This is a genomic window from Thermostichus vulcanus str. 'Rupite' (assembly GCF_022848905.1).
In the GTDB taxonomy this organism is placed as follows: Bacteria; Cyanobacteriota; Cyanobacteriia; order Thermostichales; family Thermostichaceae; genus Thermostichus; species Thermostichus vulcanus_A.
In genome coordinates this window covers 1-26,630 of record NZ_JAFIRA010000035.1, presented here as the reverse complement: position 1 = coordinate 26,630, position 26,630 = coordinate 1, and the positions used below count along the sequence as shown (strand labels likewise).

Annotated in this window: 26 protein-coding genes and 1 tRNA gene; 16 read left to right on the top strand and 11 right to left on the bottom strand. The window is 54.4% G+C overall.

The window, feature by feature from the left end; genetic code table 11:
- Positions 1-52: 52 nt before the first annotated feature.
- The 3 genes from psbZ to JX360_RS12550 form a co-directional block, all read right to left on the bottom strand.
- Positions 53-238, bottom strand: a complete 186-nt coding sequence (gene psbZ / locus JX360_RS12560; RefSeq protein ID WP_244351530.1) for a photosystem II reaction center protein PsbZ — start codon at positions 236-238, stop codon at positions 53-55.
- 157 nt (positions 239-395) lie between these two features.
- Positions 396-1,076 (bottom strand): queuosine precursor transporter, encoded by a 681-nt coding sequence (locus JX360_RS12555; protein WP_244351488.1) that lies wholly within the window; start codon positions 1,074-1,076, stop codon positions 396-398.
- A gap of 42 nt (positions 1,077-1,118) precedes the next feature.
- Entirely contained in the window at positions 1,119-1,769 is a 651-nt protein-coding gene (locus tag JX360_RS12550) for a response regulator (protein ID WP_244351479.1), read from the bottom strand.
- A 260-nt stretch (positions 1,770-2,029) separates the two neighbouring features.
- On the opposite strand from JX360_RS12550, the gene JX360_RS12545 reads away from it, so the two are divergent.
- The 15 genes from JX360_RS12545 (at position 2,030) to JX360_RS12475 (ending at position 17,077) form a co-directional block, all read left to right on the top strand.
- Positions 2,030-3,148, top strand: a complete 1,119-nt coding sequence (locus tag JX360_RS12545; protein WP_244351476.1) for a class I SAM-dependent methyltransferase — start codon at positions 2,030-2,032, stop codon at positions 3,146-3,148.
- 179 nt (positions 3,149-3,327) lie between these two features.
- A complete protein-coding gene (locus tag JX360_RS12540; protein ID WP_244351473.1) occupies positions 3,328-3,789 on the top strand; it encodes a hypothetical protein in 462 nt (153 codons plus the stop codon).
- An 87-nt stretch (positions 3,790-3,876) separates the two neighbouring features.
- Positions 3,877-4,221, top strand: coding sequence for an MgPME-cyclase complex family protein (locus JX360_RS12535; RefSeq protein ID WP_244351471.1), 345 nt, complete (start codon positions 3,877-3,879; stop codon positions 4,219-4,221).
- Positions 4,222-4,371: 150 nt separating this feature from the next.
- Positions 4,372-5,925, top strand: a complete 1,554-nt coding sequence (locus tag JX360_RS12530; protein ID WP_244351466.1) for an MFS transporter — start codon at positions 4,372-4,374, stop codon at positions 5,923-5,925.
- Between the two features lie 170 nt (positions 5,926-6,095).
- Positions 6,096-7,268, top strand: coding sequence for a glycosyltransferase family 4 protein (locus JX360_RS12525; protein WP_244351463.1), 1,173 nt, complete (start codon positions 6,096-6,098; stop codon positions 7,266-7,268).
- A 243-nt stretch (positions 7,269-7,511) separates the two neighbouring features.
- On the top strand, positions 7,512-9,260 hold the full coding sequence (locus tag JX360_RS12520; RefSeq protein ID WP_244351459.1) for a PP2C family protein-serine/threonine phosphatase: 1,749 nt from the start codon (positions 7,512-7,514) through the stop codon (positions 9,258-9,260).
- A 70-nt stretch (positions 9,261-9,330) separates the two neighbouring features.
- On the top strand, positions 9,331-9,549 hold the full coding sequence (locus JX360_RS12515; RefSeq protein WP_244351452.1) for a hypothetical protein: 219 nt from the start codon (positions 9,331-9,333) through the stop codon (positions 9,547-9,549).
- A gap of 177 nt (positions 9,550-9,726) precedes the next feature.
- Positions 9,727-11,178, top strand: coding sequence for an argininosuccinate lyase (argH, locus tag JX360_RS12510; protein ID WP_425244401.1), 1,452 nt, complete (start codon positions 9,727-9,729; stop codon positions 11,176-11,178).
- A 123-nt stretch (positions 11,179-11,301) separates the two neighbouring features.
- Entirely contained in the window at positions 11,302-11,568 is a 267-nt protein-coding gene (locus JX360_RS12505) for a DUF6464 family protein (protein ID WP_244351451.1), read from the top strand.
- Positions 11,569-11,690: 122 nt separating this feature from the next.
- Positions 11,691-12,179, top strand: coding sequence for a M67 family metallopeptidase (locus JX360_RS12500; RefSeq protein ID WP_244351449.1), 489 nt, complete (start codon positions 11,691-11,693; stop codon positions 12,177-12,179).
- Between the two features lie 163 nt (positions 12,180-12,342).
- A complete protein-coding gene (locus JX360_RS12495) occupies positions 12,343-12,624 on the top strand; it encodes a MoaD/ThiS family protein (RefSeq protein ID WP_244351447.1) in 282 nt (93 codons plus the stop codon).
- A 2-nt stretch (positions 12,625-12,626) separates the two neighbouring features.
- On the top strand, positions 12,627-13,796 hold the full coding sequence (moeB, locus tag JX360_RS12490) for a molybdopterin-synthase adenylyltransferase MoeB (RefSeq protein WP_244351445.1): 1,170 nt from the start codon (positions 12,627-12,629) through the stop codon (positions 13,794-13,796).
- A gap of 134 nt (positions 13,797-13,930) precedes the next feature.
- A complete protein-coding gene (locus tag JX360_RS12485) occupies positions 13,931-15,091 on the top strand; it encodes an ABC exporter membrane fusion protein (protein ID WP_244351444.1) in 1,161 nt (386 codons plus the stop codon).
- Positions 15,092-15,100: 9 nt separating this feature from the next.
- Positions 15,101-16,285, top strand: coding sequence for an ABC transporter permease DevC (devC, locus tag JX360_RS12480; protein ID WP_244351440.1), 1,185 nt, complete (start codon positions 15,101-15,103; stop codon positions 16,283-16,285).
- A 54-nt stretch (positions 16,286-16,339) separates the two neighbouring features.
- The gene (locus tag JX360_RS12475) at positions 16,340-17,077 is read left to right on the top strand and encodes a DevA family ABC transporter ATP-binding protein (RefSeq protein WP_244351439.1); all 738 of its coding nucleotides are present in this window, start codon (positions 16,340-16,342) and stop codon (positions 17,075-17,077) included.
- A gap of 19 nt (positions 17,078-17,096) precedes the next feature.
- Here the strand turns inward: JX360_RS12475 and JX360_RS12470 are convergent, their stop codons facing one another.
- From JX360_RS12470 to JX360_RS12460, 3 genes are all read right to left on the bottom strand, one after another.
- A complete protein-coding gene (locus JX360_RS12470) occupies positions 17,097-18,062 on the bottom strand; it encodes a GDP-L-fucose synthase family protein (protein WP_244351438.1) in 966 nt (321 codons plus the stop codon).
- 271 nt (positions 18,063-18,333) lie between these two features.
- Positions 18,334-19,281 (bottom strand): DUF2157 domain-containing protein, encoded by a 948-nt coding sequence (locus JX360_RS12465; protein WP_244351437.1) that lies wholly within the window; start codon positions 19,279-19,281, stop codon positions 18,334-18,336.
- A gap of 432 nt (positions 19,282-19,713) precedes the next feature.
- Positions 19,714-19,800 (bottom strand) — tRNA-Ser (locus JX360_RS12460).
- Between the two features lie 97 nt (positions 19,801-19,897).
- On the opposite strand from JX360_RS12460, the gene panB reads away from it, so the two are divergent.
- Entirely contained in the window at positions 19,898-20,683 is a 786-nt protein-coding gene (gene panB, locus JX360_RS12455; RefSeq protein WP_244351436.1) for a 3-methyl-2-oxobutanoate hydroxymethyltransferase, read from the top strand.
- Positions 20,684-20,917: 234 nt separating this feature from the next.
- On the opposite strand, the gene JX360_RS12450 is transcribed toward panB, so the two are convergent.
- From JX360_RS12450 to JX360_RS12430, 5 genes are all read right to left on the bottom strand, one after another.
- Entirely contained in the window at positions 20,918-22,009 is a 1,092-nt protein-coding gene (locus JX360_RS12450; RefSeq protein ID WP_244351435.1) for an ABC transporter ATP-binding protein, read from the bottom strand.
- A 111-nt stretch (positions 22,010-22,120) separates the two neighbouring features.
- A complete protein-coding gene (locus JX360_RS12445; RefSeq protein WP_244351433.1) occupies positions 22,121-23,254 on the bottom strand; it encodes a homospermidine biosynthesis protein in 1,134 nt (377 codons plus the stop codon).
- A 167-nt stretch (positions 23,255-23,421) separates the two neighbouring features.
- Positions 23,422-24,633 carry an anion transporter gene (locus JX360_RS12440; protein WP_244351431.1) on the bottom strand — a complete coding sequence of 404 codons (1,212 nt, stop codon included), beginning with the start codon at positions 24,631-24,633 and terminating at the stop codon, positions 23,422-23,424.
- Positions 24,634-24,802: 169 nt separating this feature from the next.
- Positions 24,803-25,198, bottom strand: coding sequence for a hypothetical protein (locus JX360_RS12435; protein ID WP_244351429.1), 396 nt, complete (start codon positions 25,196-25,198; stop codon positions 24,803-24,805).
- Positions 25,199-25,501: 303 nt separating this feature from the next.
- Positions 25,502-26,434, bottom strand: a complete 933-nt coding sequence (locus JX360_RS12430; RefSeq protein ID WP_244351426.1) for a DMT family transporter — start codon at positions 26,432-26,434, stop codon at positions 25,502-25,504.
- Between the last annotated feature and the right edge of the window lie 196 nt (positions 26,435-26,630).

Below are 26,630 nucleotides of genomic sequence, written 5' to 3'. Positions count from 1 at the left end.
AGGGATCCCTGCCAGAGAGACTAAATTAGTCTTCGCTGGGATCCGTCCCGAATCACTTGAGGAAATTCAGCAGCCCCACCCCGATCACCATCAGCACCCAGAGGAGGGATCCCACCAAAATCACGTTTTTGCCCCGCCCCCAGTCGCTCGAGGAGCTGTAAAGCACAGGTACCACCACCAACAACAGCAAACTGTATAGCACGAGCACCAGCAGGGCAATTTGGAAAATGATCATCATCATCAGTCGGATCCCCCTATTGCAATTTTCAGTCTTGGATAAAAACTTCTGGCAGCCCCTAGTCTTTATGGCTTAGTCAGACCCAGCCAAGCGTGCGTCAGAAGCAGGATGTGATAATGCTCTGACTATACCAAAATCGGGATCCCTCTCGATGAATTTACTCAGCTGCAGACTGGATGCGGAAAGGATTGAAATCAGTGGCCACATCAAAGCAGTCTTCTCCTTCTTGCCGCTTGAGCCAGCCGGTGATGGTATAGGTCAGGGGGGTACACAGAGCCTCAACCCCACACTTAAACAGGTAATTGGAAAGGATCAAGCCCAGCAGCCCAGGAAACACCCCCCAAAAAGCGATGACCACAAACAATCCGGTATCCACTGCTTGCCCAACTAAGGTGGAGCCGATGGTTCGTGTCCACAGCCATCGCCCCTGGGTAAACACCTTCATACGTGCTAGTACATAGGCATTGGCAAAACTTCCTGCCCAGTAGGCGATTAAGCTGGCCAAGACAATGCGAGGTGTTAAGCCCAAGATTTGATCGTAGGCTTCTTGATAGGGCCAGTCGGGGGCAGCCGGCAGGGATCCCACAACCATGAAGGTGACCGACATCAGAGCTGCCGCGATAAAGCCCAACCAGATCACCCGCCGCGAGCGGGCATAGCCGTACACTTCTGTGAGAATGTCGCCAAAAATGTAGCTGAGGGGGAACAGGATGGTGCCCCCATCGAAGGTGAATGGCCCCAAGATTACAATTTTGCTGGAGGCCACATTAGAAATGAGCAACACTGCTACAAACAGGGCAGTTACCGCATCCAAATGGCGATAGGCACGCTCAGTCATCTTCACAAACTCTCTAAAGCTGACCCTTAAAAATCATCGTGATCACCCCAACAGTTTGCGAATTTGTCGCAGCTCATTGATGATCAGAGCCAATCCGCGCGTATGCCGCTCTACTTCAGTGGTCAGCTTATCAATCCGCGCCTCCAGATTCGCATTGCGGGCCTCTTGCCGGACTATGCGCTGGTTGATGCTGGAGAGCCGCGTCACCACCTCCCGTTGGATTAAGTTCTCCGTGCCCTGAATCAGCAGAGTTTCGATTGCAGTCAGCTTATTCAGTACCAGTTGGGTGTTGCTTTCGGATCCTGGCTCTGGTGCAGCCTTCGGAGTAACCTGCAGGGCCTTGCGAATTTGCGAGAGCAGGGCATCCGCCTCAAACGGTTTTTCGATGAAATCAAAGCCAATGAAGGGCTCCGGAATGCGGGAGGTCACCTGTTCTTTCAACCCCGACATCATGATCACAGGAGTGTTTTTCAGGCTGTCTTCGCGGCGAATGGCCTGTAACGTATCGTAGCCATCCATCTTCGGCATGACAAAATCCAGCAAGATGAGATCGGGATGATGCTTTTTAGCGGTTTCTATGCCCATCATGCCGTCTTTGGCCTCTAGCACCTCAAACTGATCGGCCAGAATGCTGGCCACCATCTTACGGATCATGATGCTATCGTCGATCACCAACACCGTTTTGGTTGTCATGCCAGGGGTGCTCCATCCTCCCAGTTGCTGAACCCACATAGCCTTCCTGATGAACCCCGAAAACCAAGGTCGATCATTAGGCTACTCTCCCGTCATTAGGGTACTCTCCCGTTTGGGTAGATGGGTGTGGATCATGCTTGGGCTACACAGATTTTTGTGGCGGTTGTTGCGCTCTTGCGCCCCCAACGGTTACTCCTTGTGGAGAAAGCCCTCGCTATAATCGATGTAAACAAACGTTAAGCATTCGCAATTTGCAGGGTATGAGCATGCAACTGAGCCCCGAGCTGTCACTGCCGATTCCCTCTCCCCTTGGGGAGGCGGCCTATCGCGCTTTTCAGTGGAGCAAAAACATCTTTGGCTTCGCTCATAAAGCTCTCTCCACCCAGGCTTCTGAGCTAATGCTCTCCTTGCTCAGTGACCTGCAAGCTCTCTCATCAGGAAAATCTATCCCCCCACGGGCACGAGTCGGGGTTAGTGCTGCCACGTTGCAGATTTTGCGGGCTCGATACGAGCAACTTCTGCAGGCCGATTGGCAAGATGCCGAAGCAGGGTATTACCCGCATGCTCTATTGTTTGACAACCCTTGGCTAGATTTTGCCCGCCACTACCCGGAAGTGTGGTTGGATCTGCCGCAAATTGCCCGGCGGGTTCATGGCAAGCGCTATCAAGAGTTTTCTGAGGATATTTCCACCGAAGGTTACCCGAAGTACTACCTCCAGAATTTCCACTACCAAACCAATGGCTACTTGAGCGATGACTCGGCTGAGCTGTACGACCTGCAGGTGGAGTTGTTGTTTGGCGGCACAGCGGATGCGATGCGCCGTCGGATCATTCGGCTACTGAAAGATGCTCTGGATCCCACTTTAACCAGCCCCCATATCCTCGATGTAGCCTGCGGCACAGGACGAACGCTGCGCATGTTACGGGGATCCCTGCCCAAAGCCGCCCTCTATGGGTTGGATCTTTCTGCTGCCTATCTACGCAAAGCCAACCAGCTTTTACAGGAGTTGCCGGGAGAACTGCCCCAACTGTTGCGGGCCAATGCGGAGGCCATGCCTTACGCGGATGCCACCTTCGAGGCAGTGACCAGCGTTTTTCTGTTTCATGAGTTGCCCGGCCCAGCCCGCCAAAATGTTATTCACGAGATGAGCCGGGTGGTGAAGCCGGGTGGATGGCTTGTGATCTGTGACTCGGTGCAATTGCTCGACTCCCCGGAGCTAGAGGAGACGATGGAAGCCTTTATGCACACGTTCCATGAGCCCTACTACCGCGACTACATCCGCGATGATTTAGGTGAACGGCTGCAACAGGCGGGTTGTGAGGTGTTGCGGCGAGAAACCCATTATGTGAGCACTTACACCCTGGCCCGCAAACGGTAAGAGCCAATCTAGACAAGGGGCTCTGTCGGACTGCAAGCAAGGGGATCCGATCCACAGCCATTTGTCCAGAGGATGTATAGTAGTGTTAGACGCGAAATTTGGATACAAAGCCGGGTCATACCCTGATTTGATAACCCTTGGGTGCAAGGCTGTCAGAACCTTTTCTTGTGCTTAGGCTCATGTCCTACTCAACTGGATCCCTCCGCGCTGGCATCACTGCCCTGAAGCAGGAGCGCTACCTGGAGGCGATTAATCTTCTCGAATCTTTCTGTTATTGCTGTTCGATTCAAGAGAGCGCTCCTCGCCGCTTGAGTGAGCGAAATGGCTCTCGCATGGATCCCTCGGAGTGTACTTTGGCCCAGGTTGCCCTGGTGATGGCCTACCAGCGCAGCGGTGACTTGGAGCGCTCTACTGCCCTTTGCCAGGAACTGCTGGAGCAGGGGGGGAGCAGTGAAGCGGATCTCTGGGCACAGGAATGGGCCGCACAGGCTCTTCCCACCCTGAGGCAAGCCGCCGAACACTACATGCCCCCTGAAGAGCTCATGACCCGCTTGCCCACTGTGCAGCAGTTAGAGGAATGTCAGGCTCTCTGCAGCTCCCGGGATCCAGCGCTACACCTGCTTAAATCCGCCAATTTCTAGGCTCTATGGCATTCGGGGTATGATGCGCTTTGGTCGGGGGATCCCAGCCCTATTTGCTTTCGTATGCCCTTTACCTGCACAGAAAGTATGTCCGCTGCCGAACCTGTCACCTACCATTTTGTGGCTGCCAGCCTATCTTTTTTGCGTTCTGAACCGTTAGAGGAAGTGCTAGAAGAGCGCCGTCGGTACTACGCAGAGCACAACCGTCCCATCGATTTCTTTTGGGTACCGGAACCTGCTTTTCTGGAGACTCAAGCTCTGGAGCCGGTACGAGCCAAGCTGAGCGGGGCTGTGGGGGCGGTGATTTCCACGGATGCCGATTTCATTCGCTGGTTGAGTCTGCGCCTCACTTTTGTAGAGAGGGGTTGTTTTGAGGCTCCGAGCGAGTCTATTCCGGATCCCTTACGCTCCTTGGCCCCAGCAGAAGGTTAAACCTTCGGTTTCTGGATTTTGTTTGCGGAACCTGCTGAGGAGATAAGATCGGGGCACCTCATCTTCAGCCTTGGCTGATCGTTGGTGATGGATTGGGTTTCCATCTTGGGGTAAAGGCTGAAGAGATGGGCGAGTCGCGGCGGGAGCACTATGACCTTGGAGCAACGATGGGATGGGTCGGATAGGGAGCAGGATTCCCACCCCTTGTATCCTGATCCAGAGGATTTCCCTCATCTCCAGACCCTAGAGCCGAGTTCAGAACTAGAAGATACTCCTGCTGAGCCCGACACCGCTCCGATGTCCCGTTCTCTGGAACCCAGGGATCCCGCACCAGAACCTCTGTCTGAAGAACAGTCTGAAGAGAAAGATGGGGATACGGCAAAGGGGTTTTCTAGGCCGGGGGTGGAGAATTTTTTGGCCGTCTTGCGCCAACGCAATTTTCTGTTGCTGTGGATGGGGCAGGTGTGCTCCCAGTTGGCCGATAAGGTGTTGTTGGTGTTGTTGATCGGGTTGACTTCCAATCAATTTCAGCCGCAAGGGGCCTCCATCAGTGGTTGGGTGTCGGCGATCATGCTGGCCTTTACCTTGCCGGCGATGTTGTTGGGCAGCGTGGCGGGGGTGTTTGTCGATCGCTGGCTGAAAAAAGGGGTGCTGGTTTGCTCCAACCTGGTGCGCGGGATCCTGGTGCTGCTGTTGCCACCCCTACTGTGGTTCACCGCCAATCATCAGCTTTGGCCAGGGATCCCCTTGGGATTTGCTGGACTTTTGCTGGTGAGTTTTGCTGTTTCCACCCTGACTCAGTTTTTTGCCCCAGCGGAACAGGCGACTCTGCCCTTGATCCTGCCGAAACGGGATCTGTTGGCGGCCAACTCCCTCTACACCACCACAATGATGGCTTCGGTGATCGTCGGGTTTGCGATTGGGGAACCCTTGCTAACTTTGGCGGATCATTGGGTGCGCGCTTGGCTGCCGAACTTGGAGGTAGGGCCTGAATTGCTGGTGGGAGCCGCTTATCTGTTAGCGGGATTCCTGTTGTTGCTCCTCCAGCCCCACGAGAAGTTGGAACCTCACAGTCGGGAGGCTCCTCATGTTTGGGAAGACTTAAAACTGGGGCTGCAATACATCGGGCAAATGCCAGCCATTAAAGCGGCTTTGGTACAGGTGGTGGTGCTTTACTCTCTGTTTGCAGCACTGGCGGTTTTGGCAGTACGCATGGCGGAGGTGATGGTGGAGCTGGATCCGGATCAGTTCGGGGTGTTGCTGGCTGCCGCCGGGTTGGGCATGGGAATCGGAGCCTTTTGGGTGGGGCATACGGGCCGACAGGTGAGTCGCCGTGCTTGGATTGGGCTGGGATCGGCGTTGCTTTGTGGGACCTTGGGAGCCCTTGCTTGGACGACGGACTGGTTGTTCCCCAGCTTGGGATTGATTGCCCTACTGGGCTGTGCCGGAGCCCTGGTGGCAGTGCCAATGCAAACCTTGATCCAGGAAGAAACTCCCGAACAGCTGCGGGGGAAGGTCTTTGGATTACAGAACAACGTGGCCAATATCGCCCTCAGCTTGCCGCTGGTGTTGACAGGGGTAGCGGAGACCTATTTGGGACTATCCTGGGTGTTTCTCGGGCTAGCGATTGTAGCAGGTCTGGCTGGCCTCTACACTTGGGGCCTGTTGGGTCGGAATGAAAAAGAACACGTTCTTGACCCATAAATCAAGCTTGAACACCCGTAAAACAAGTTAGGGCAGGGGGGCAGGGATCCCTTTTTGGGGTTATGGTCTGGAGTGGGATCCGACTCTGCTAGCCTTAAGAAAGGCTTCAGAATCGAGCCTCCCCTTGCAGCTTCTCCCGCTTAGCTCAATAGGGATATAGGGATAGACCCATGCACATCGCCTGGATAGGCAAGAAAAACCCCTTTTGTGGCAATGTCACCTACAGCCGCGAGGTGACCAACGGCCTCCTGGATCGGGGGCACCAGGTGAGCTTTTTTCACTTCACCCATGAAGGCCAATCCTCTGAACCCGATAAAGGGAAGGGATCCAGTGGGGATTGGCGGGCGGAATTGGATGGACGGGATGTTTCCCTGCCGTGCTTGTACAAGTCCCAGATTTATACGATTCCAGCCCCTAACGCGACCCGGGTGCTTACCCAGGCTCTGCAGGAGCTCAAGCCCGATCTGGTACATGCCTCCTTGACGATTTCTCCAATCGATTTTGTGCTGCCGGAGATCTGTGCAGAGCTGCAGCAACCTCTGGTGGCTACTTTCCATCCCGCCTTCGACCGGCGGCGACGCAACATTGCCTCCCGCACCCAACACCTGGCTTATCAGATCTATGCGCCCTCCCTGGCCAACTACGATCGCACCATTGTTTTCTCTGAAACCCAACGGGAGATTTTAATCAAGCTGGGGGTGAGGGGTGAACAGGTGGTGGTCATTCCCAATGGGGTCGATGTGGACAAATATGCTCCCGGCCCTTCTAGCTTGAAACAGCGGCTGGGTTTGCAGCGGATTTTTGTCTATCAAGGGCGGGTTTCCCCGGAGAAAAACCTTGAAGCTCTGCTCAAAGCCTGGAAGCAATCACAACTGGGGGAAAACTGCGGTCTGTTGATCTTGGGGGATGGGCCGCTGGTCAACAGCCTCAAGCCCTTTTACAACGCTCAGCACGGGATCCACTGGCTGGGGTATGTGGCTGAGGATCAACAGCGTATCGAGATCTTGCGCGGGGCCGATGTATTTATTTTGCCCTCTTTGATCGAGGGGCTATCCTTATCTCTGTTGGAGGCCATGGCCTGTGGGCTAGCTCCTGTGGCCACCGATGTAGGGGCGGATGGTGAGGTTTTGGCGGATGGGGCCGGGATCCTGCTTGATCCCGCGCGAGTGACCTCTGATCTGCAAACGTTGCTACCTTTGTTGCGGGATCAACGGGAATTTACCCAGCTCCTGGGGATGAAAGCTCGTCAACGGGTACTGGAGCGCTATACCCTTAGCCACAACATTAGTCAGGTGGAACACCTCTACCGGCAGCTTTGCCAGGGATCCCGTCAGCGACTATGACCCTTCCCAGAGCCAAGCGAATCTATCTAGATCTCTATATCTATCTAGGGAGGAAAAGGCTGCCAGCAAAGCCTTGCAGCGGACACCCCCTTAACTGATAGCTGTCGTTCGGCAAGTTCTGTGACAAAGCTTGTGGTATCTTTGCTAAGCTGTGTCGTTATGTTTTCAAGGGGTCACCCCCGGCTGAGCGGGATCCTACCCTCCTGGATCCTCAGGGCCATTTTTCCCCAACGCGGATCTCACATGGATGATCACAGCCCCAAACAGGCTCCTCCCTCACAACCCCATGTTGGGCTGTCAGAATCCCCTTGGGCAGAAAAGGTATCCGCTCAAGGTTCTGATTCAGACTTGTTTTCTGTAGGCCCGACTTCCCAGCCATTGACACCGGAAGACGACCTCGGGGATCTGCGGTCTGCTCAGGTTGGCCCGGAAGAGGATCCCACCTGCCCACCGGGCATTTCCCCTGATGTGATTGAACTGCCGGAGGTAAATCCGGCAATTGTTCCTGCTCCAACCCTGCGGGAGCGGATCGCGGAGCTGGGGAAAGAGCAACAGCGGTTGCAGAATTTGTTTGGAGCCTTGGCCTTTGCGCTGCGTTCTTTTAACAACCTGAACCAAATTCTGGAGCTGACGGCTTTTGTAGCCAGCCACCTGACGGATGCAGAAGGGGGAGCGCTGGTGCTGTTTAACCCAAATGGCACCATTCAACTGGAGCAACTGCATTGTTCTGACCTGAATCGCCGCGAGCAGATCCGGGCCGAAATGGAGCGGATTACCCAAACCCTCTCCGCCCAGGAACGTGCCACCCCAACAGAGGGATCCCTGCCTTTATCGGTTAAAATCCCTGCTCTAGAGCACCTTTTGGATGAGCGGTTGCGGCAGAAGCTGGGGCCAGACGTGCAGTTGTTTGGCACTCCTCTGTTAATTCGCAACTCGGTGCGGGGACGTTTATACGTGTTTAGTTGCCAGCCGGATTATCACTGGGATGAGCGTCGTCAACAGATGCTACGGGTGATCGCCGACCAAGCGGCAGTGGGAATCGAGAATGCTGAACTGACAGCGGCCCTCCGCCGCAAAGTGGCCCTGGAAAAAGAAATGGAGATTGGCTCCTACATCCAAACGCAGTTGTTACCCCGCAAATACCCACAGGTGGAGGGTCTTCAATTGGCGGCCCGTTGCCGTGTTGCCAGCAAGGTGGGGGGAGATTACTACGATTTCATTCTCATTCCCACCGAGGGATCCCCGGCAAACCCCGAGACGGGTTCTCAAACCGGATCTCGATCTCCCGAAGAGACAGAAGCGTTTCGCCTGGCCATTGTCATTGGGGATGTCATGGGCAAAGGGGTACCGGCTGGCATGTTAATGAGCATGACCCGAGCGATGGTGCGGGCTGAGGCCCTGAACCGGCATTCACCGGCGCGGGTGCTCCAACGCCTCAATCGAGCCATGTTTAGCGATCTGGAAAACTCCAATCGTTTCATCAGCCTGTTCTACTCTGAGTACGATCCCCGTTCCCATCGCCTCTGTTTTAGTAACGCTGCCCACAACCCCACCCTGTGGTGGCAGGCCCGTACTCAGCAAATTCAGGCCCTCGACACAGAGGGGGCTTTGATTGGATTGGAAAGCCACAGCCACTACTCCGAAAGCTGTGTGCAACTGCAACCGGGAGATGTGGTAGTCTACTACACCGATGGCTACACGGAGGCGGCCAATACCCGCGGCGAACGTCTGGAAACCACTGGACTGATGGAAGCCATCCAGCGGGCAGCCCGCCGCTACGACTCTCCCCAAGACATCCTGGAAAGCCTATTTGAGCAAATGGATGCCTTCCGAGGCCGTCAGGGATCCCGCCTTGCTCGGATCCCCCCCCAAGATCCTGAACTGCTGCTGCAAGGGGACATTCTGCAAGAGGACATTTATATGCGGCCGGAGTCTGTGGACGATACAACTTTGGTGGTGTTGAAGTTACTGCCGGATCCCGCTGAAAATTAGCTACGAATTGCGAAACTGAGGGTACGCTCTAGCTAGTATGGCTGTCTAATTTACTCCGCGAGGCACAACCATGAATTCCTCCTCTGCTTTTTCTGAGACCCACTCTGCTTTGCTGCCCGCGCCTGCCACCCTACAAACGGAAATGGTGGTGGGTCAGGTGTTTCGCCAAGATGTCCTGGGAGATATCAGTAAAGGCTGGAACCATTTTGTCGAATCGGGGCAAATCTGGGCAGCCCTGATTGGGATTGTCGTGGGCTATATGCTTAAGAGCATTACCAGTTCCCACTAAGTCCCTATCGGGAAAGAGTTTGTCGGGTATCGAGCCCTAGAGGGGCATCGGGGTGTGGTAGCATCATGCCCGGTTTGTGTTGTTTTGGGTTTGCTTAAATTCTTCTGAGACTGTCATCGAGTCTTGGGGCTCTTGTTCTTGCTTTTATCCCAATAGGTCTTTTGCCTGGTGACCAATATTTCCCCGAATGCGTCGATTTCCGATTCGACTCCCACTCCTGCCCCCCGTCCCTGGAGCCAGCGCTTTGAGGGATCCCTGCACCCTGCCATCGCCCGCTTCAATGCCAGTATTGGCTTCGATATCCGTCTGCTCCCCTACGACTTGGCCGGATCCCTAGCCCATGTGCAGATGTTGGGGGCTTGTGGCATTTTGACCCCGCAGGAAGCTGAGCAAATTCGGCGGGGGTTGGAACAGATCCGCCAGGAAGTGGAAGCCGGAACCTTTCAGCCGGATCCCGATGCGGAGGATGTCCACTACGCCGTGGAGCATCGCCTGGTGGCCCTTGTGGGGGAGGTGGGGAAAAAACTGCACACAGGACGGTCACGCAATGACCAAGTGGCTACCGATCTGCGCCTTTATCTGCGGGATCAGATCGATCGCATCCGCACATCCCTCTGGCAGTTGCGGGGGGTGCTGCTGCACTTGGCCGGCCAACACATCGAGACGATCCTACCGGGATACACCCACTTGCAACGGGCCCAACCCGTCAGCCTGGCCCACCACCTCCTGGCTTACGAAGAAATGCTCTGGAGAGACTGGCAACGCCTAGGCCGGGTGCGGGAGCAGGTGAATGTCTGTCCTCTCGGATCGGGGGCCTTAGCGGGTACCCCTTTGCCCATCGATCGGCAGCTAACAGCTCATCTGCTGGGATTTGAGCGGATTAGCGCCAACAGCTTGGATGCGGTCAGCGACCGAGATTATCTGGTGGAGTTTCACGCAGCGGCCAGCTTGATTCTGGTTCACCTCAGCCGCCTCTCCGAAGAAATGGTGCTGTGGGCTTCCCAGGAGTTTCGCTTTGTCACCCTCACCGATGCCTGTGCTACCGGCTCCAGCCTCATGCCCCAGAAGAAAAACCCCGATGTGCCGGAGTTGGTGCGGGGGAAAGCAGGGCGGGTGTTTGGCCATTTGCAGGCGCTGTTGGTCACCCTGAAAGGTCTGCCACTGGCCTATAACAAGGATTTACAAGAAGACAAAGAGGGGCTGTTCGACACCGTTGATACCCTGGGATCCTGTTTGGAGGCAATGACGATCCTGCTGCAGGAAGGGATCCAATTTCAGCCGCAACGGATGGCAGAAGCGGTTGGGGAAGATTTCTCCAATGCTACCGACGTGGCGGATTACTTGGTGCGCCGAGGGATCCCCTTTCGAACTGCTCATGATTTGGTGGGCCAGATTGTGCGCGTTTGTTTGGCGGAAGGGATTGTCCTGCGGGATTTGAACCTGGAGCGGTGGAAGCAGTTTCACCCGGCCTTTGAGGAGGATATTTTCGCCGCTATCGATCCGCAACAGGTGGTGGCGGCCCGTCTCAGTACCGGAGGAACCGGGTTTGCGGTTGTGCGCCAGGCTTTGCAGCAGGCTCAGGCTCGACACGAACATCCAGAACAGTCCGATGAACCTGGAGAAAGCTGAACGGTAAGGAGATCTCTGACCCTTGGAATCTTCACGATAGAGTGTGCCATCCTGAAGATCCGCGGATTCAGCGCAACTGCGAAAGTTTAGCTGAGTTGTCCTTACGCTGTGGGTGCTCCTCCCATGTTGGATAACCTCACCACCCGCGTTCTAGAAAATGCTGCCAAGCGTCGGTGGCGGGAACGAGCCTACAGTCGTTTTTTACAAGACTGGCGCCGGCAGGTGGTGCTGCTCAGACGACAACGAGCGGGGGAATTTGGCCCACCCCTAGGGGATCCCTCCTGTACATTTAGTGCCCAATCCGTTTGGTTGCGCTGTGCAGTCAACCCTCAGGGGCCCTGCCAGGGCTGCATCCATTACCTCTCAAGGATCCCAAAAGAACCCGATTGACCCCCTCAAATCGGGGGAGAACCTGTAATGGGTCATCCGGCCAAGTGATGGAGAATGGCGGATCCCAGACCAATTTGTGTCAGAATGAAAGAACGGTAATTCCATCGGCAAAGGCGAGATTGATGGTCCTTCATCTCCTGGCAGAACACATTCGCACCATTCGCCAGCACGGCGAGCAAGCCTTTCCCTACGAGGGCTGTGGGATTTTGATCGGCGAGATCCAAGCGGGCGACAAGCTCATTCATGAGCTGTGGTCAGTGACCAACACCTGGGATCAGGCGGAAAATCCCTTGGCCGATGGGGAATCTAGCAACCGCCGCTTTTTAATTGATCCGGCGGATTTTAAGCGGGCCAACGACCATGCGGTGCGCAAGGGCCTAGGGATCCTCGGTACCTACCACTCCCACCCCAACCATCCAGCTGTCCCCTCCGAATTTGATCGGCAACATGCTTTTCCCTGGGGGTTTTCCTGTGTGATCGTCAGTGTTCAAAATGGTAAGGCAGAAGAGGTGGTCAGTTGGATCCTGGATGAACAGGATCAACCGCAACGGGAGCCGATGCAAGTGTTAGAGCAAGTTCAGCTCCCCTCGATCCCGGCTTTTGCTGGATAGCTCCCTTTCGAATTCAGGAACTACAGCCCTTTGCCTCCAGGGCAGGCTAGAGTACTGTTCTACAATCTTGACAAGAACACAAGTACTGTAGTAAAGAACCCGCGCAAGAGCTGTATTTTCTGAATCTTGGCCTCTGAAGATGAATTGAGATCCTTACCTACCTATGGCAACCAAAATTCTCATCCCCTCCCCCTTGCGGCCTTATACCGACAATCAGGAAGCTGTCGAGATCGACGGCAGCAACGTTGGTGAAGTGATGAGCAATCTCATTGCTCGCTATGCCGATCTCAAGCGCCACCTTTACACCGAAGATGGCAAGCTACGCAATTTCGTCAATGTTTATTTGAATGACGAAGATGTGCGGGATTTGGCCGAAGGAGACAACACTCCCGTTGGAGAAAAAGCCACCATTAGCATTGTTCCTGCTATCGCCGGAGGGTTTTGAGCATGTTGAACCTAGACACCAGCCAAGTTAGCCTTTCCCGCGAGGAAATGGAGCGCTTCTCTCGGCATTTGATTCTGCCAGAGGTGGGTTTGGAAGGACAGAAGAGGCTCAAGGCGGGCAAAGTTCTCTGCATTGGCACCGGTGGATTGGGATCCCCATTGTTGCTCTACCTAGCGGCGGCTGGAGTTGGGCGGATTGGCCTCGTGGATTTTGATGTGGTGGATGTGTCCAACCTGCAGCGGCAGGTGATCCATGGCACTTCCTGGGTGGGCAAGCCAAAGGTGGAATCGGCTAAGAACCGCATCCTGGAGATCAATCCCTATTGCCAGGTGGATGTACACGAAACCGCCCTCAAGTCTCACAATGCCTTGGAGCTCTTTGCTGACTACGATGTGATTGTGGATGGTACCGATAACTTCCCCACCCGTTATTTGGTCAATGATGCCTGTGTCTTGACGGGCAAACCCAATGTTTATGGCTCAATCTTCCGCTTTGAGGGACAGGCCACCGTCTTTAACTACGAAGATGGCCCTAATTACCGCGATCTCTACCCTGAGCCACCTCCACCGGGATTGGTGCCCTCCTGCGCTGAGGGGGGCGTCTTAGGGATCCTCCCCGGCATTATTGGTGTGATCCAAGCCACGGAAACGGTGAAGATCCTCCTTGGTGTTGGCAATACCCTGAGCGGACGTTTGCTGCTCTACGATGCTCTGAAAATGAGCTTCCGGGAGCTGAAGCTGCGCAAAAATCCGGCCACTCCCCCGATCACAGAACTGATCGATTACGAGCAATTCTGCGGGATCCCGCAGGCCCAGGCAGCAGAACAGGCCAACCAATCGGAAATAGTCGAGATTACGGTTGCTGAGCTCAAGGCTCGCATCGATGCTCAAAAGGATTTTGTGTTGATCGATGTGCGTAACCCTAATGAATGGGAGATTGGCCGTATTCCAGGTGCCCAGTTAATTCCGTTACCCCAAATTGAAAATGGCGATGGAGTAGAACAAGTGCGACAACTGGTAAACGGCTCGGAGTTGATTGTCCACTGTAAGAGTGGGATGCGCTCCGCCAAAGCCTTAGGGATTTTGCAAGCCGCTGGGATCCAAGGGAAAAACCTCAAGGGAGGAATCCTCGCCTGGGCAGAAGCCTATGATCCTTCCATTCCGAAATACTAAAGTAGCTGGGCGCAATTAAGGAAGCGAAAATACGGTGAAGCCAGAACGCAAAGGATACAACTGGACATCCTGACTCAACAAATTTTACATTTGTTTAATGAATACTCTGCTCGCAGAACATCAACGGGATTCCGATGAAACTACAGGTGCTTTGCTCAATGGTGGTGGCTGGGATTCTCGGGTCAGCAACGTTGGCAGGGTTGGGCCTGGGTCAACAGGGTACCCCACAATCCACATCAGCTCCATCAGCAGAGCGTGCCGAGGCGGCTGTAGAACCCCCCTTACCCCCCCGCATCGGTGCCTTGGGTCGGATCGAGCCAGAAGGGGAGGTCTTGCGCATTGCTGGCCCTCCTGGAGAGCGGGTGGGGGAGCTGTTGGTGGCGGAAGGGGATAAGGTGGTTGCAGGACAGGTGGTGGCCCGTCTGGAGAGTTATGCGGAGCGGGCAGCCGAACGAGAGTACGCAGCAGCCCAATTGCAGGAGGCCCGTACCCGACTGGAGGCGGAGACCCGTTTTAGTCAGGCCCAAATCCAAGAGGCTCGCACCCGAGTCAGCCAGCTGGATCAACCCCAACTGATGCAGATTCGCGCCCAAGAGGCTGTTGTGGAACGGATTCAGGCTGAACTGGCGGATGCAGAGGCCAACCTGGCCCGCTTCCAAGCCCTTTGGCAGGAGGGAGCGGTCTCCCAGCAGGAGCTAGACCAGCGCTCTCTAGTCCTACGACAACGACAGGAGGAACTGCGCTCAGCTCAGGCCACCCTGACTCAACTGCAAACGGCTCGCACCCAAGATCTGCTTAATGCTCAGGCCCACGTCCAAGCCGCCGAAGCCCAACTCAACTTGGCCCAAGCCCAAGTGCAACTGGGATCCCTGGCCCGTAACCTGGAGTTGGCCGAGGCCCGCCTAGAACGCACCCTGATCCGTTCCCCCCGAGATGGCCAAGTGCTGAGAATCCATACCCGCCCTGGAGAGGCAATTGGCAATGATGGCATCCTCGACCTGGGTAATACTGACCAGATGATGGTGGTGGCAGAAGTCTACGAAACCGACATTTTGCGCATTCAATCGGGGCAACAGGCCACCATTCGCAACCGCGCCTTAACGGAAGAACTGCGGGGTCAGGTGGAGCGCGTTGGGCTGCAAATCCGCAAAAAGGATGTCTTAAATACCGATCCGGCTGCTGATGTGGATGCTCGTGTGGTGGAGGTGCACATTCGTCTCGACCCGCAAAGTAGCGAGCGGGTGGCAGGGCTGACCAACCTGCAGGTGGATGTAGCAATTGACGTGGAGGGGTAAACACAATAGATGTACTCCCTTTTAAGTCTTGCTTTCATTCGCCCCAAAATCCCTCTGGCTTGGCTACAACTGACGCGGGAAAAGATCCGCCTTCTAGTTGCTTTGGCTGGAATTGCCTTTGCCTGCATTTTGATGTTCATGCAGCTGGGTTTTCGGGATAGCTTGCTAGAAAGTGCTATTCGCTTTCATGTGGCCTTGCGGGGCGACATTTTCTTGGTCAGTCCCCAATCCAATGCCCTGATTGCTATGAACACCTTTTCGCAGCGGCGGCTCTATCAAGCGCTTGGCTTTGAGGGGGTCCAGTCTGTCTCACCGGTCTATGTCAGTTTTGCCCTTTGGAAAAACCCGGAAACCCGTCGTACTCGCAGCATCTTTGTGGTGGGAGTGGATCCCTCCGCGGATTTACTGGATTTGCCGCAACTAACCCCCGCCAAGCTGGAGGAGATTAAAAAAGCCGATGTCGTGCTGTTTGATCGCAGCTCTCGGACAGAATTTGGCCCGATTGCAGAGTGGTTTGAGGCCGGGCGAGAGGTCATTACCGAAGTGGGCAATCGGCGGGTCACTGTGGGCGGCTTGTTTCAGATGGGGGCAACCTTTGGAGCCGATGGCACCATCCTCACCAGCGACCTGAATTTCTTACGTCTTTTTCCCAGTCGAGCACGGGGCTTGGTGGATATTGGCGTGGTGCAGTTGCAACCAGGGGTGGATCCGGAGCCAATTTTGCAACAGATGCGGGCTCTGCTGCCGGAGGATGTGCGGGTGCTCTCGCGGACTGAGTTTATCGACATGGAGAAAACCTACTGGGAGGAAGGCACGGCGATTGGCTTCATTTTCGGCCTCGGTGTGGGTATGGGGTTCATCGTCGGTATTGTCATCGTTTATCAGATCCTCTATACCGATGTGTCGGATCATCTGGCGGAATATGCCACCCTCAAGGCGATGGGCTACACCGATGGCTATCTGCTGGGGGTGGTGTTTCAAGAGGCCCTCTTCTTGGCGGGCTTAGGGTACATTCCAGCGTTTGCCCTGTCGATTTTGCTCTACGATTTGACGGCCAATGCCACGTTGCTACCGGTTGCCATGAGCCTGAATCGTGCTGCGTTGGTGCTAGGTTTGGCGGTGACGATGTGTTTTATTTCGGGGGCCATTGCAGTGCGGCGATTGCGAGCGGCGGATCCAGCAGATATTTTTTGACAGATTCTCCGGGTTGTTTTTTGTTGTGTTATCGAGAGGGATCCCTGTTTAACTATGCTCACATCTTTGCTCACTCAACCCTCTACCCCCACCCTAATTTCCGCCACCGAACCTGTTTTGCAGGTGGAGGGGTTGAACCACTATTTCGGGGAGGGATCCCTGCGCAAGCAAATCCTGTTTGACATCAATCTCACCCTCCACTCTGGGGAAATTGTCCTGATGACCGGCCCATCGGGATCCGGCAAAAGCACTCTGCTGACGTTGGTGGGGGCTTTGCGTTCTGTGCAAGAGGGCAGCCTGCGGGTGATGGGGCAAGAGCTGCGGGGAGCGAAGCAGGCTACCTTAGTTCAAGTGCGCAAACAGATTGGGTACATCTTTCAAGCCCATAACCTGCTCAAATGCCTAACGGCCGTACAAAATGTGCAGATGTCGCTGGAACTACACAACGGCCTCTCTCCCCAGCAGATCCGGCAACGGGCGGAGGAGATGCTAGCGGCAGTGGGCTTGGCAGATCGCACTCACTACTACCCAGAAAAGCTCTCGGGTGGGCAAAAACAACGGGTGGCGATTGCCCGGGCTTTGGTTAGTCACCCCAAATTGGTCTTGGCCGATGAACCCACAGCAGCTCTGGATAGCAAATCCGGTCGAGAAGTGGTGACTCTCATGGAGAGGCTGGCCCGGGAACAAGGTTGTGCAATTTTAATGGTGACTCACGATAACCGCATTCTCGATATAGCAGACCGGGTGTTGCACCTAGAAGATGGCCGCTTAGAGAGCCATTCAATTCCATGACCTGAGTGACCCAAGGGCTTCAACACCCTGAGTGTCGGCGGTACCAATCGATGGTGCGCTGCAGACCCTCCCGCAGACTGACCTTGGCCACAAACCCCATCGCCTCGCGCGCCTTAGACACATCCAAACAGCGGCGGGGTTGACCGTTGGGTTTATCGGGTTGCCAGCGAATCTCCCCCTGAAAACCCATCAACTCACAGATGAGGGTAATCAGATCCCGAATGGAAATCTCCTCGCCAGTACCCAAATTCAGGGGATCCGCCCCGTTGTAGAGCTGACTGGCCATGACAATCCCACGAGCGGCATCTTCGGCATAGAAAAACTCGCGGGTGGGGCTGCCATCTCCCCACACCTCGACATAGTCTCGCCCCTGCACCTGCGCCTCATGTACTTTGCGAATCAACGCCGGAATAACGTGGGAACTGGCAGGGTCAAAGTTATCCATAGGGCCGTAGAGATTAACCGGCAACAGGTAAATGCCGTTGAAACCGTATTGCTGCCGATAAGCCTGTAACTGCACCAGCAGGGCTTTTTTGGCGATTCCATAGGGAGCATTGGTCTCTTCTGGGTAACCGTTCCACAGGTCTTCTTCTTTGAAGGGAACGGATGTGAACTTGGGATAGGCGCAGATCGTGCCGACACACACGAATTTCTCCACCCCCGCCTGATAGGCAGCATGGATCAACTGGGATCCCATGATCAAATTGTCGTAGAACAGCTCGGCAGGCTTGGCTTGGTTGAGTCCAATCCCACCCACATGAGCTGCCAAATGGATCACCAGGTCTTGTCCCCGTACCACCTCCTGACACACCTCTAAGCGGCGCAGGTCATGGGTTTGGGAGCGAGGGATCCGCACCTGTTCTGGCTTCACCCCCAGCACTTGCAACTGTTCCATCACATGTTTGCCCAAAAAGCCGCTACCCCCGGTGAGCAAAATTCGCTTTTGGCTGAGATCGAGGCAGGTAGAGGGCGTGTTTGGCATCATGGTTCTGGGGAAGAAAACGCTACTTTATTATCCCAACCTTTGCCGCTTGCCTGAAGGAAGTTTTGCTCTGGTATCCTCTAGCACCTATGGGACCAGTCGCCAGCTGAGCCATTATCAAGTCAAATTACTTAGAACCTAGAACTGCCGCGCTTTTGCCTTCACAGTAGGGATGGGTAGGACTAACCACTAAGCGGTAGATTTCAGGCAGACGCCAAAAAGTTTCCCGAAACCACTGCCTCAAGCTCCCCTTCTTTAGTTTCCAGTTTCTGTTCTAGTTTCTGAGAGCCTGGGTATAAGGGGTGCGATTGTAACGGGCAAGGGCCACTGCAATACCCAAAGCGATAATACCAGCAACGAGCAGAGTTGCAGGAGATGCTCCTAGGTTTTCAAAATACTGGGTATAAAAATGGATCGCCCCAAAGACAGACAAGGCATTGACTGCCCAGCGGCGGTTTTGACGTGCTGCCCAAATCGTTGTTCCCAGCAAAGCAATAGCCCAAGCCCAAGCAAAAAACCAATCGGGGATAAGACTAGGACCATCAAGGCTCCAGCTCTCGTTTCGAAGCCAGAGAGAGTCACCCCACAGGGATCCAACCCAAAAGCCAAAGTTGACCAAAAATAAGGAAGTCCGAGAAACAGCGATCGCCAGGTGGGAATAGTCTGCGGGCAGTCTGAAGGAGAAAAAATAAGCGCCCCAACCCAAGGCACTAAACAGGATCACCGTAATCAAGGGTTGGCGAATCACGAGAAAATAGCTGGCATAGCCGTACATTGCCATCGCCCCTACCGTTGCCGAAAGCGCCAGAGTCGCGATGATAATTAGTAGGGTTCGTTTTGTCAAAATTCCCCCCACCGCACAAAATATCATCACCAGCAAAAAGCCGACAACACTACCCTGGGTAATGGCTAAAATACCGCCACTCACCATTAATGTGCCAACAAGCAATAAAATGGTGCCCAATATACCCCAATTTTTGGTATATTTGGTTTGAAAGAAAACACCCGTGACTGACAATATCAAACCAAGGGTGATTGCTGTCCCGGTAGATGGCAACAGAGCCATAGCTCCCAATGTTGCTGCAATTACACCAAAACTAATCAAAATATTAAAGGCCAGAGAGCCAGTGTCCTCAGTTGCGAAAGATTTAAGACGGTTGTATTCGTCTTGGTCAATACGACCTTCCGCCAAGAGCTTGTCGATATCAATTGTGATTTTCATACTCTACTTTCCCCAAGCTGCTTACCCTTTGACACCTAGAGCCTGACAACTGAGTGCCCATGAACATGAGACCAATAATCCACAATTTCACAAAGACTATTTCAGAATACTATATCCAAAATCCTGAAAAAGAAAATCAATAATGACAAAGACTTGTAAAATTAGGGTCACTCAACCGCCTCAGAGTTTTGATGGATAAAGAGTGTTCTTGACTGTCTCATCACAGATGGATTATGAATCGTTAATTCCTGCCCCACAGTGACCGGATCCCGATGATACAATAGTGTCCCATTCTTGCCGCTGTCTTCAAAAGAAGGGAGCACTTTGATTAATGGCTTTGTTGCAGATCAAAAGGGGCCAAGCTCCTCCCTCTGTCCTAGATATTTTCAGTAGGGCGTGATTTTTCGTTCGGACTTTCGGACTGATGAGAAACGGAAGGGGTGGGATTCGAACCCACGGTGACCTTGCAGCCACAACGCTTTTCGAGAGCGCCACAATCAACCACTCTGCCACCCTTCCAGGGCAAACTCAGCCTAACCGATTTTAAGGCTAAAGGGAGTCTCCCGTCTGGTCACAATCCCCCCTATGGGTTCCAGTTGATGAGATCATGGGAAGTATGGCTGCCCTTTCCATTCACCACTTCCGCCAGGCTAAACAGGATGGCCAACCTCTGGTTGCCCTCACGGCTGCCGACTATGCTACTGCTCAGATTTTGGATAAGGCAGGGATCGACTTGATCCTGGTGGGTGATAGTCTAGCCATGACCAGTTTGGGCTATACCAGCACCTTACCCCTCACCCTGGAAGCGATGCTGCACCATGCCCAGGCGGTACGCCGTGGGGTAGAGAGAGCTTTTTTGGTGGCAGATTTGCCCTTCATGACCTACCAAGTTCAAAAAGAACAGGCCCTCCTCTCCGCAGGCCGGTTGATGAAAGAGGCGGGGGTGAATGGAGTCAAGCTGGAGGGGGGCTACCCCGATATGGTGGAAACGGTGGCCTTTTTGGTGCAGCGGGGCATCCCGGTCTTGGGGCATATTGGACTCACCCCACAGGCCAAACATCAACTGGGGGGCTATCGTCAGCAGGGGAAAACCTCTCCAGAAGCAGAGCGATTGCGCCAGGAAGCCCTGAACCTAGAACAAGCGGGAGCATTTGCCCTGGTTTTGGAACACATGCCCGCGGAATTGGCTGCCCAAATTTCAGAACAGGTCGGGATCCCCACCTTGGGAATTGGCGCTGGGCCAGATTGTGATGGACAAATCCTGGTTACCCACGATCTGCTGGGGCTGAGCGAGCGGATCCCACCCTTTGCCAAAGCCTATACCAACTTGCGGCAAACCATTTTGGAAGCGGTGCAAGCTTTTGTTGTCGAGGTGCAAAAAGGAGCTTTCCCTCCCAGCTAGAGAATTTCACCCCTTAAAGTCAGGGCAATTGATCAATGAGTATGCCAATGGCCATCGGTTTCCAGCTACTTAGATAACCTGCGTTCACTTTAGGGATGCGGAGCATTAAAGGGCTGTAGAACCAATAGCTGGGCCTTTTATCATGCTCTGCACAACCCAGAGGGTCATTTTGTGGCTTACAAGGCTGCCATTGCCGGAGTCCCTTTGATTTTGGTTGATTTGGGTTCCGCTTGCCTACACCGCCAGAGGAAGTATTGGCACAGATCGGGATCCCTCCACACACCACAAGGCCTCCGGGGGCAAATGGATCCACACCACTTGCCCTACCCCAAACCCCTGATGTGGAGCCACCCATGCCTGAAGTAATCCCAAGGCTGTTTGCACAGTCAGTCGCCGCTGAGTACCTGTAAAGCGTTCTGAGATCACTTCAGCTCTGCAGACATTGTGGGGAAAAGTGGGCGGATGAGAAAACACCTGGATCTGTTCCGGCCGGATGGTCAGCCGCACCTTCCCCTGTTGGGGCACAGCCCCATAAAAAAGACGGATCCCTTCCCCTACCCATAGCTCATGGTGATCCGCTTGGGCATCGAAGAAATTCACCCCACCAAAAAAGCGGGCAATGCGTTCCGAGGCCGGTTGCTGATAAAACTCCGCCGGGGATCCCACTTGGTGCAGTTGTCCCTCAAACATCAGCCCAATGCGTTGGGCCATAGCAGTGGCTTCGGCTTGGTCGTGGGTCACCAACACCGTCGTCACACCGGATTCTGCTTGCAAATCCAAAATGAGATTCTGCATCTCCTGGCGCAGGTTGGCATCCAACGCCGAAAGCGGCTCATCCAAAAGCAGCAGTTTGGGTTGGATCACCAAGGCTCTGGCTAGGGCTACCCGTTGAGCCTGTCCCCCTGAGAGTTGGGCCGGACGACGGTGGGCAAATCCGGCCAGTTGTACCCGTTCCAACATGCGTAACGCCTGAGCTTCCCGTTCTGCTTTGGGGATACGGCGCATTTTTAGGCCAAAGGCAACATTCTCTCCGACACTCATGTGGGGAAATAGACGACTGTACTGAGAGAGCAACGTGACGCCACGCCGTTCAGGCGGCAAGGGGTTCAGCAGGATGCCATCCAGCCAAATCTCGCCAGGATAAGGAACCGGATCCGGCTCCAACAACCCGGCAATTAGGTTGAGGGTCGTGGATTTGCCGCAGCCAGACGGCCCAAGCAAAGCGAAGATCTCCCCTGCTGCCACCGTCAAAGACAAATCCTTTAGGGCTGGGATCCCCTGTCTGTGGAAGCATTTGCTGAGATGACGAAGAACCAGATGGCTCATACCCAGAACCCATTGAGACTGCTGGAGACTGGAATGAATATCCAGACTATCAGGGGAAAAGGGATCTCTGTCTGAAGAACGGATGAGAATTGTCTGAGAAGGAGAAGAGAATTAAACTGCACCCACGGTTTCTTTCTCTGCCTGAGCTTCTAGGTGGGCTTGCCGCAACTGCTCCACCAACTCGGCTCGCCGCTCATACAAGCGCTTCAAAGGGCGGGGATCCCGTTTGGAAAGGACATAGGCGGTCAGTAGCGGCATGGCAATGGTGGAATCGCTATAGACCACAATCGTGTCCGGTAACTTATCCGGATCGACTTTGCCCCAAGACACTGCCTCAGAAGGGGTTGCCCCAGACAGACCGCCCGTATCCGGTCGTGCATCGGTCACTTGCAGGAAAAAGTCGTGTCCCTTTTCTTCAATGCCCAGCACCTCCTGAATTTGCGGCTCCGTTTGCAGCATGAAGTTCTTCGGGGATCCCCCACCCAAGATCCAGACGGCACTGGCCCCTCCGCTGCGCTTTGCCTCCAGTACAATCGCCGCCGTCTCATTCACATCCAAAGACACATCGATCACCGGCCCGCGCCCTTGCAACGCCAAAGCCGCCACATTCATACCAATGGAGCTATCCCCAGGGCTGGAGGTGTAGACGGGTACCCCATACCGATAGGCTGCTGCCAGCAGGGAGCGATCCTTCAAGCCCAAGGCTTCTTCCCGAGCGGCGATGTACTTGCCACAGAGGTGATGAAATTCAGCGGATCCCATGCGGCGGTCGAACTCCGGTGCCTGCATGACTTGGCGAAAGAAGGCATCCGTAGAAAGCAGCACATCATAGTCGAAGAAAATATCGTAGATGCGCACCACCCCCTCTTCCCGCAGCACCACGTCACTGATGTCGGGGCGACCGCGGTGCAAATCCAGGCCAATGCCAAAGTGGGTATCGTGATAGAGATTGGCCCCAGTAGAGACGATCCAGTCGACAAAGCCCGCCTGCATCAGAGGGATCACAGCTGCAATGCCCAATCCTGCCGGCGTGAGTGCCCCAGTTAGGCTTAGCCCCACCGTTACTCCCGGCTGCAACATCCGCTCCACCAAGAGCTGACAGGCTTCTCGCAAGCGCCCGGAGTTGTAGGAGAGAAAGGTTTGATCGATTAGGTCGGTAAGAGGGATCCCGGCATAAATTGGCTGGGGGTCGATCTTACGCCCACGCAGAAACCGTTTTGAGGAACCCTCATCCTTGGCAGACATCTTGGATCTCTCCTTCGGTAGATTGGGTGAGAATGGGTACCCCTGAGTTGGGGCAACCTTTCTATATTGCCATTGCTATTGCCATTGCTATCGCCCTTACCTTGACGGGATAGGGGTTGCCCCTTACGATTGACAGTACCAGGATTGGCCCCATCCAAAGAGCCAGGTTAACGCAACCACAGCCAGGTGAACCCAAGAGTGAGCATCGTCAAGGGCAAGCCAAAACGGAGATGCTCTCCAAACGTGAGGGTGTAGCCTTTTTTGGCTGCTGCCTCGACTGTGATCAAATTGGCCACTGCGCCAAACAGGGTGAGATTGCCCGCCAAAGTGGATCCCGCAGCCAGCAGCAACCATGCGGTGGCATCCTGCTGTGGGATCAACGGCTGCAACAACAACACTGCCGGCACATTGGAAATGGTATTGGACAACAACGCCACACCGCCGAGCAAACTGAGGGGGGATCCCGCCAGACCTTCTGCCAAAGGCCACAAGCTCGCCCCCCAGGGGCTACCGGCTACCAATTCCCGTGTTGCTCGCGTCAGGATAAACAACCCCGAAAACATCACCAGCAAATTCCAGTCCACCTGCCCCAAAAATCGCTCTGGTTTGAGTCTGCGGGTGATCAACAACAGGGCCGCCGCCACCAAGGCCGATTCCGCCAACGGGATCCCGGCCACAAACGCCACAAACAGTCCTCCCGTGATCACCACGCTCTTACGCAAGAGGGGGGGATAGAGCCGCAGCGGGATCCAAGGCACCTCTGCAAAGGGTTTCAACGAACGTACCTGCGGATAGTAGAGCCACAGTAACCCCACCTCCACCAGCAGCCCCACCACCGCAATCGGGGTCATCCTGCCGGCAAACTCCAGGTAGCCAATCCCTGAAAAGGAGCCGACCAAAATATTCTGGGGGTTACCGCTCAGGGTAGCGACCGAGCCCAGGTTCGTAGCCGCTGCCAATGCCAATAGGTAGGGGATCGAGTTTAACCCCAGCACCGTCGTCACCTGTAAGGTCAGGGGGGTGAACACCAACGCCAGGGTATCGTTGAGCAGAAAAGCCGAGAGCAACCCGCTGCCAAACACCAGCATGATCAACAGGCCAAAAGGGCTACGGCTGGCCCGAATCAACCCCACCAAAGCCACCTGAAATGCGCCCCCGTAGGACAAGCTGGCATTCACCACCATCATGCTCAGCAAAAACACAATCGTGGTCGGGTCAATGGCTTCCCAAGCCTGCCGCAATGACAAAGTTCCCAAACCGATCAACAGGGCGGATCCCACCAGGGCAATCGTGGCTCGGTTCATGCGCAACCTGGGCAGGGATCCTAGACCCAACCCGACATAGCTCAGGCCCAACACCAACCAAGACAGCTCTTGCACCCCCAACCTCACAGGTACTTCTCATTAGGATCCCTGATTTGTGAGGCAGATGGGTAAGGACAAAGGCTGGAGTTGGGGCAGCTCCCCTTTCACAAGAAGTTTTTTAGTCTAACCAATGGATCGAATCCGATGAACCACAAAGCTCCGCTCAAAAAAGAACAAACTTTGACTAAGTATTACAGGCTAAGTTCAAGTCAAGATTTTGCGGTGTGCAGAGATCTTGTACCGAAAATGGGAAAGGTCTAGGGCCACCAAAAGGGAACGGCCGCAACCTGACACCGGACAAATCTAAGCAAACTCTTGTCACACTGGGAGGAAAGGATCCTGGAAAAAGAATCACAATATCAGGAATGGGATCTTCTCCTGGGGATACTCCATCATTGATAACCAAATCTTGATCACTCAAGTAAGTTTCATCTGCTTCAAAACCCCGAGCAGTCGCAGTAAAAGAGATAAGCGGAGCACTTGGAGAAGAAACAGAAAACTGTACCGTGACTGAATCCACCTCTGGCGGATTAACACCTGTGCCAGTAAAGACAGGATCACACCTAAGAGTAACAGTCATGAATTGATCCAGCTGATTGACCACAGAAGACGAGCGCGGATCCCGAAAACTTGAGCGGCGAGCCTCTTGCACAGAAAGGGGTACAGCAACCGACACCTTAACACCCCTCATCCCTGGGCTGCTGTGGGTTACCCAAGATGAAGATCCGCAAGCATATAGGCAAATAATGGCAAGTAGCAGCGCCACTATTTTTGGTTTTCTCATATTCTTGGCCGATTAATTTCAGATTAATTTCAAATCTATTCACACAGCTAAGCTATCTTCCGAACAGAGTGATGAACAACCGTAGTTCTGCGGGGATCCTCACTGACTGAGGGTACTGCTCACCTTCAGCCGAGATTCCCGATAGGCCAACGTCAGGGAACTCCCAAAAATAATGGCACCCCCCACCCAAGTCCAGAGATCCGGCCATTCCCCAAACCAGAAAAACCCGTACAGCGTCGCCCAAATCAAGGCCGAAAACTGAAAGGGCAACAGCGTCGAGACATCTGCATAGGCAAAAGCATGGATCATCATCACCTGACCCAGCGTGCCCAAGCAGCCAATCGCCAACAACGGCATCCAATCTTCCCCGCCCGGCCATTGCCAAAACCACACCGCCGCCAACAGCGACAAAGGGGCCTGAAACAAGCCCATATAAGCGGTAATCGTGATGCTGGACTCCGTGCGGGAGAGAATCTTAATCAGTATCGTTACCCAAGCCAACAAAATAGAAGCCGCCACCGCTGCTATTGCCCCTACGGTCACTGCTTGAAACCCCGGTCGCAACAATACGATCATGCCGACGAAACCCAACCCCAGAGCCACCCAGCGCTGTAGGTAAACCTGTTCCCGCAACAGCCAGATGGCAAACAGCGACGCAAACAGGGGAATCGTAAAGCTAAGGGCTGTCACCTCCGCCAAAGGGATCCGACTTAAAGCCCAGAAAAACATCAGCATGGCGATGGTATTCAGCACACCCCGCAACGCAAACAGCCCCAACCGCTCCGTACGCAGGGATCCCAAGCCCTCTCGCACCAACAGCGGTAGCAGAGCCAATGACCCGAAAAAATTGCGAAAAAAGGCGATCTCAAACGGGTGCAGCTCCCCCGACAGGCGACGGATCGTGGCATCCATCGTGGCAAAGCAACTGACGGAGATTAAAATCAACAGAATCCCCTTGAGGGTTTTGGGAATTCCTCCCCAGGAAAAGCCGATGCCAATAGGGATGCCAAGGGCGGGACGCAAACCTTTCATGGCTGAACTTGATGAATGCCAATATTCCACTCTAGGAGAAAGAAAGGGATCCCACAGGAGCCGACCCAACCTTTACGAAAAGCAGCGTAAAGCCCCCGGTTTCTAACCGGGGGATATAAGCGCACAGGCTGAATTTATTCAGCAACAGAAATAGTACATACAATAGTCCCCATGAAACGGGTCACCACCACACTCA

Excerpts from the sequence above, each read along its gene's own strand:
- psbZ (WP_244351530.1), bottom strand. The coding sequence starts at position 238 with ATGATGATCATTTTCCAAATTGCCCTGCTGGTGCTCGTGCTATACAGT.
- JX360_RS12555 (WP_244351488.1), bottom strand. The coding sequence starts at position 1,076 with ATGACTGAGCGTGCCTATCGCCATTTGGATGCGGTAACTGCCCTGTTT.
- JX360_RS12550 (WP_244351479.1), bottom strand. The coding sequence starts at position 1,769 with ATGACAACCAAAACGGTGTTGGTGATCGACGATAGCATCATGATCCGT.
- JX360_RS12545 (WP_244351476.1), top strand. The coding sequence starts at position 2,030 with ATGAGCATGCAACTGAGCCCCGAGCTGTCACTGCCGATTCCCTCTCCC.
- JX360_RS12540 (WP_244351473.1), top strand. The coding sequence starts at position 3,328 with ATGTCCTACTCAACTGGATCCCTCCGCGCTGGCATCACTGCCCTGAAG.
- JX360_RS12535 (WP_244351471.1), top strand. The coding sequence starts at position 3,877 with ATGTCCGCTGCCGAACCTGTCACCTACCATTTTGTGGCTGCCAGCCTA.
- JX360_RS12530 (WP_244351466.1), top strand. The coding sequence starts at position 4,372 with ATGACCTTGGAGCAACGATGGGATGGGTCGGATAGGGAGCAGGATTCC.
- JX360_RS12525 (WP_244351463.1), top strand. The coding sequence starts at position 6,096 with ATGCACATCGCCTGGATAGGCAAGAAAAACCCCTTTTGTGGCAATGTC.
- JX360_RS12520 (WP_244351459.1), top strand. The coding sequence starts at position 7,512 with ATGGATGATCACAGCCCCAAACAGGCTCCTCCCTCACAACCCCATGTT.
- JX360_RS12515 (WP_244351452.1), top strand. The coding sequence starts at position 9,331 with ATGAATTCCTCCTCTGCTTTTTCTGAGACCCACTCTGCTTTGCTGCCC.
- JX360_RS12505 (WP_244351451.1), top strand. The coding sequence starts at position 11,302 with ATGTTGGATAACCTCACCACCCGCGTTCTAGAAAATGCTGCCAAGCGT.
- JX360_RS12500 (WP_244351449.1), top strand. The coding sequence starts at position 11,691 with ATGGTCCTTCATCTCCTGGCAGAACACATTCGCACCATTCGCCAGCAC.
- JX360_RS12495 (WP_244351447.1), top strand. The coding sequence starts at position 12,343 with ATGGCAACCAAAATTCTCATCCCCTCCCCCTTGCGGCCTTATACCGAC.
- moeB (WP_244351445.1), top strand. The coding sequence starts at position 12,627 with ATGTTGAACCTAGACACCAGCCAAGTTAGCCTTTCCCGCGAGGAAATG.
- JX360_RS12485 (WP_244351444.1), top strand. The coding sequence starts at position 13,931 with ATGAAACTACAGGTGCTTTGCTCAATGGTGGTGGCTGGGATTCTCGGG.
- devC (WP_244351440.1), top strand. The coding sequence starts at position 15,101 with ATGTACTCCCTTTTAAGTCTTGCTTTCATTCGCCCCAAAATCCCTCTG.
- JX360_RS12475 (WP_244351439.1), top strand. The coding sequence starts at position 16,340 with ATGCTCACATCTTTGCTCACTCAACCCTCTACCCCCACCCTAATTTCC.
- JX360_RS12470 (WP_244351438.1), bottom strand. The coding sequence starts at position 18,062 with ATGATGCCAAACACGCCCTCTACCTGCCTCGATCTCAGCCAAAAGCGA.
- JX360_RS12465 (WP_244351437.1), bottom strand. The coding sequence starts at position 19,281 with ATGAAAATCACAATTGATATCGACAAGCTCTTGGCGGAAGGTCGTATT.
- panB (WP_244351436.1), top strand. The coding sequence starts at position 19,898 with ATGGCTGCCCTTTCCATTCACCACTTCCGCCAGGCTAAACAGGATGGC.
- JX360_RS12450 (WP_244351435.1), bottom strand. The coding sequence starts at position 22,009 with ATGAGCCATCTGGTTCTTCGTCATCTCAGCAAATGCTTCCACAGACAG.
- JX360_RS12445 (WP_244351433.1), bottom strand. The coding sequence starts at position 23,254 with ATGTCTGCCAAGGATGAGGGTTCCTCAAAACGGTTTCTGCGTGGGCGT.
- JX360_RS12435 (WP_244351429.1), bottom strand. The coding sequence starts at position 25,198 with ATGACTGTTACTCTTAGGTGTGATCCTGTCTTTACTGGCACAGGTGTT.
- JX360_RS12430 (WP_244351426.1), bottom strand. The coding sequence starts at position 26,434 with ATGAAAGGTTTGCGTCCCGCCCTTGGCATCCCTATTGGCATCGGCTTT.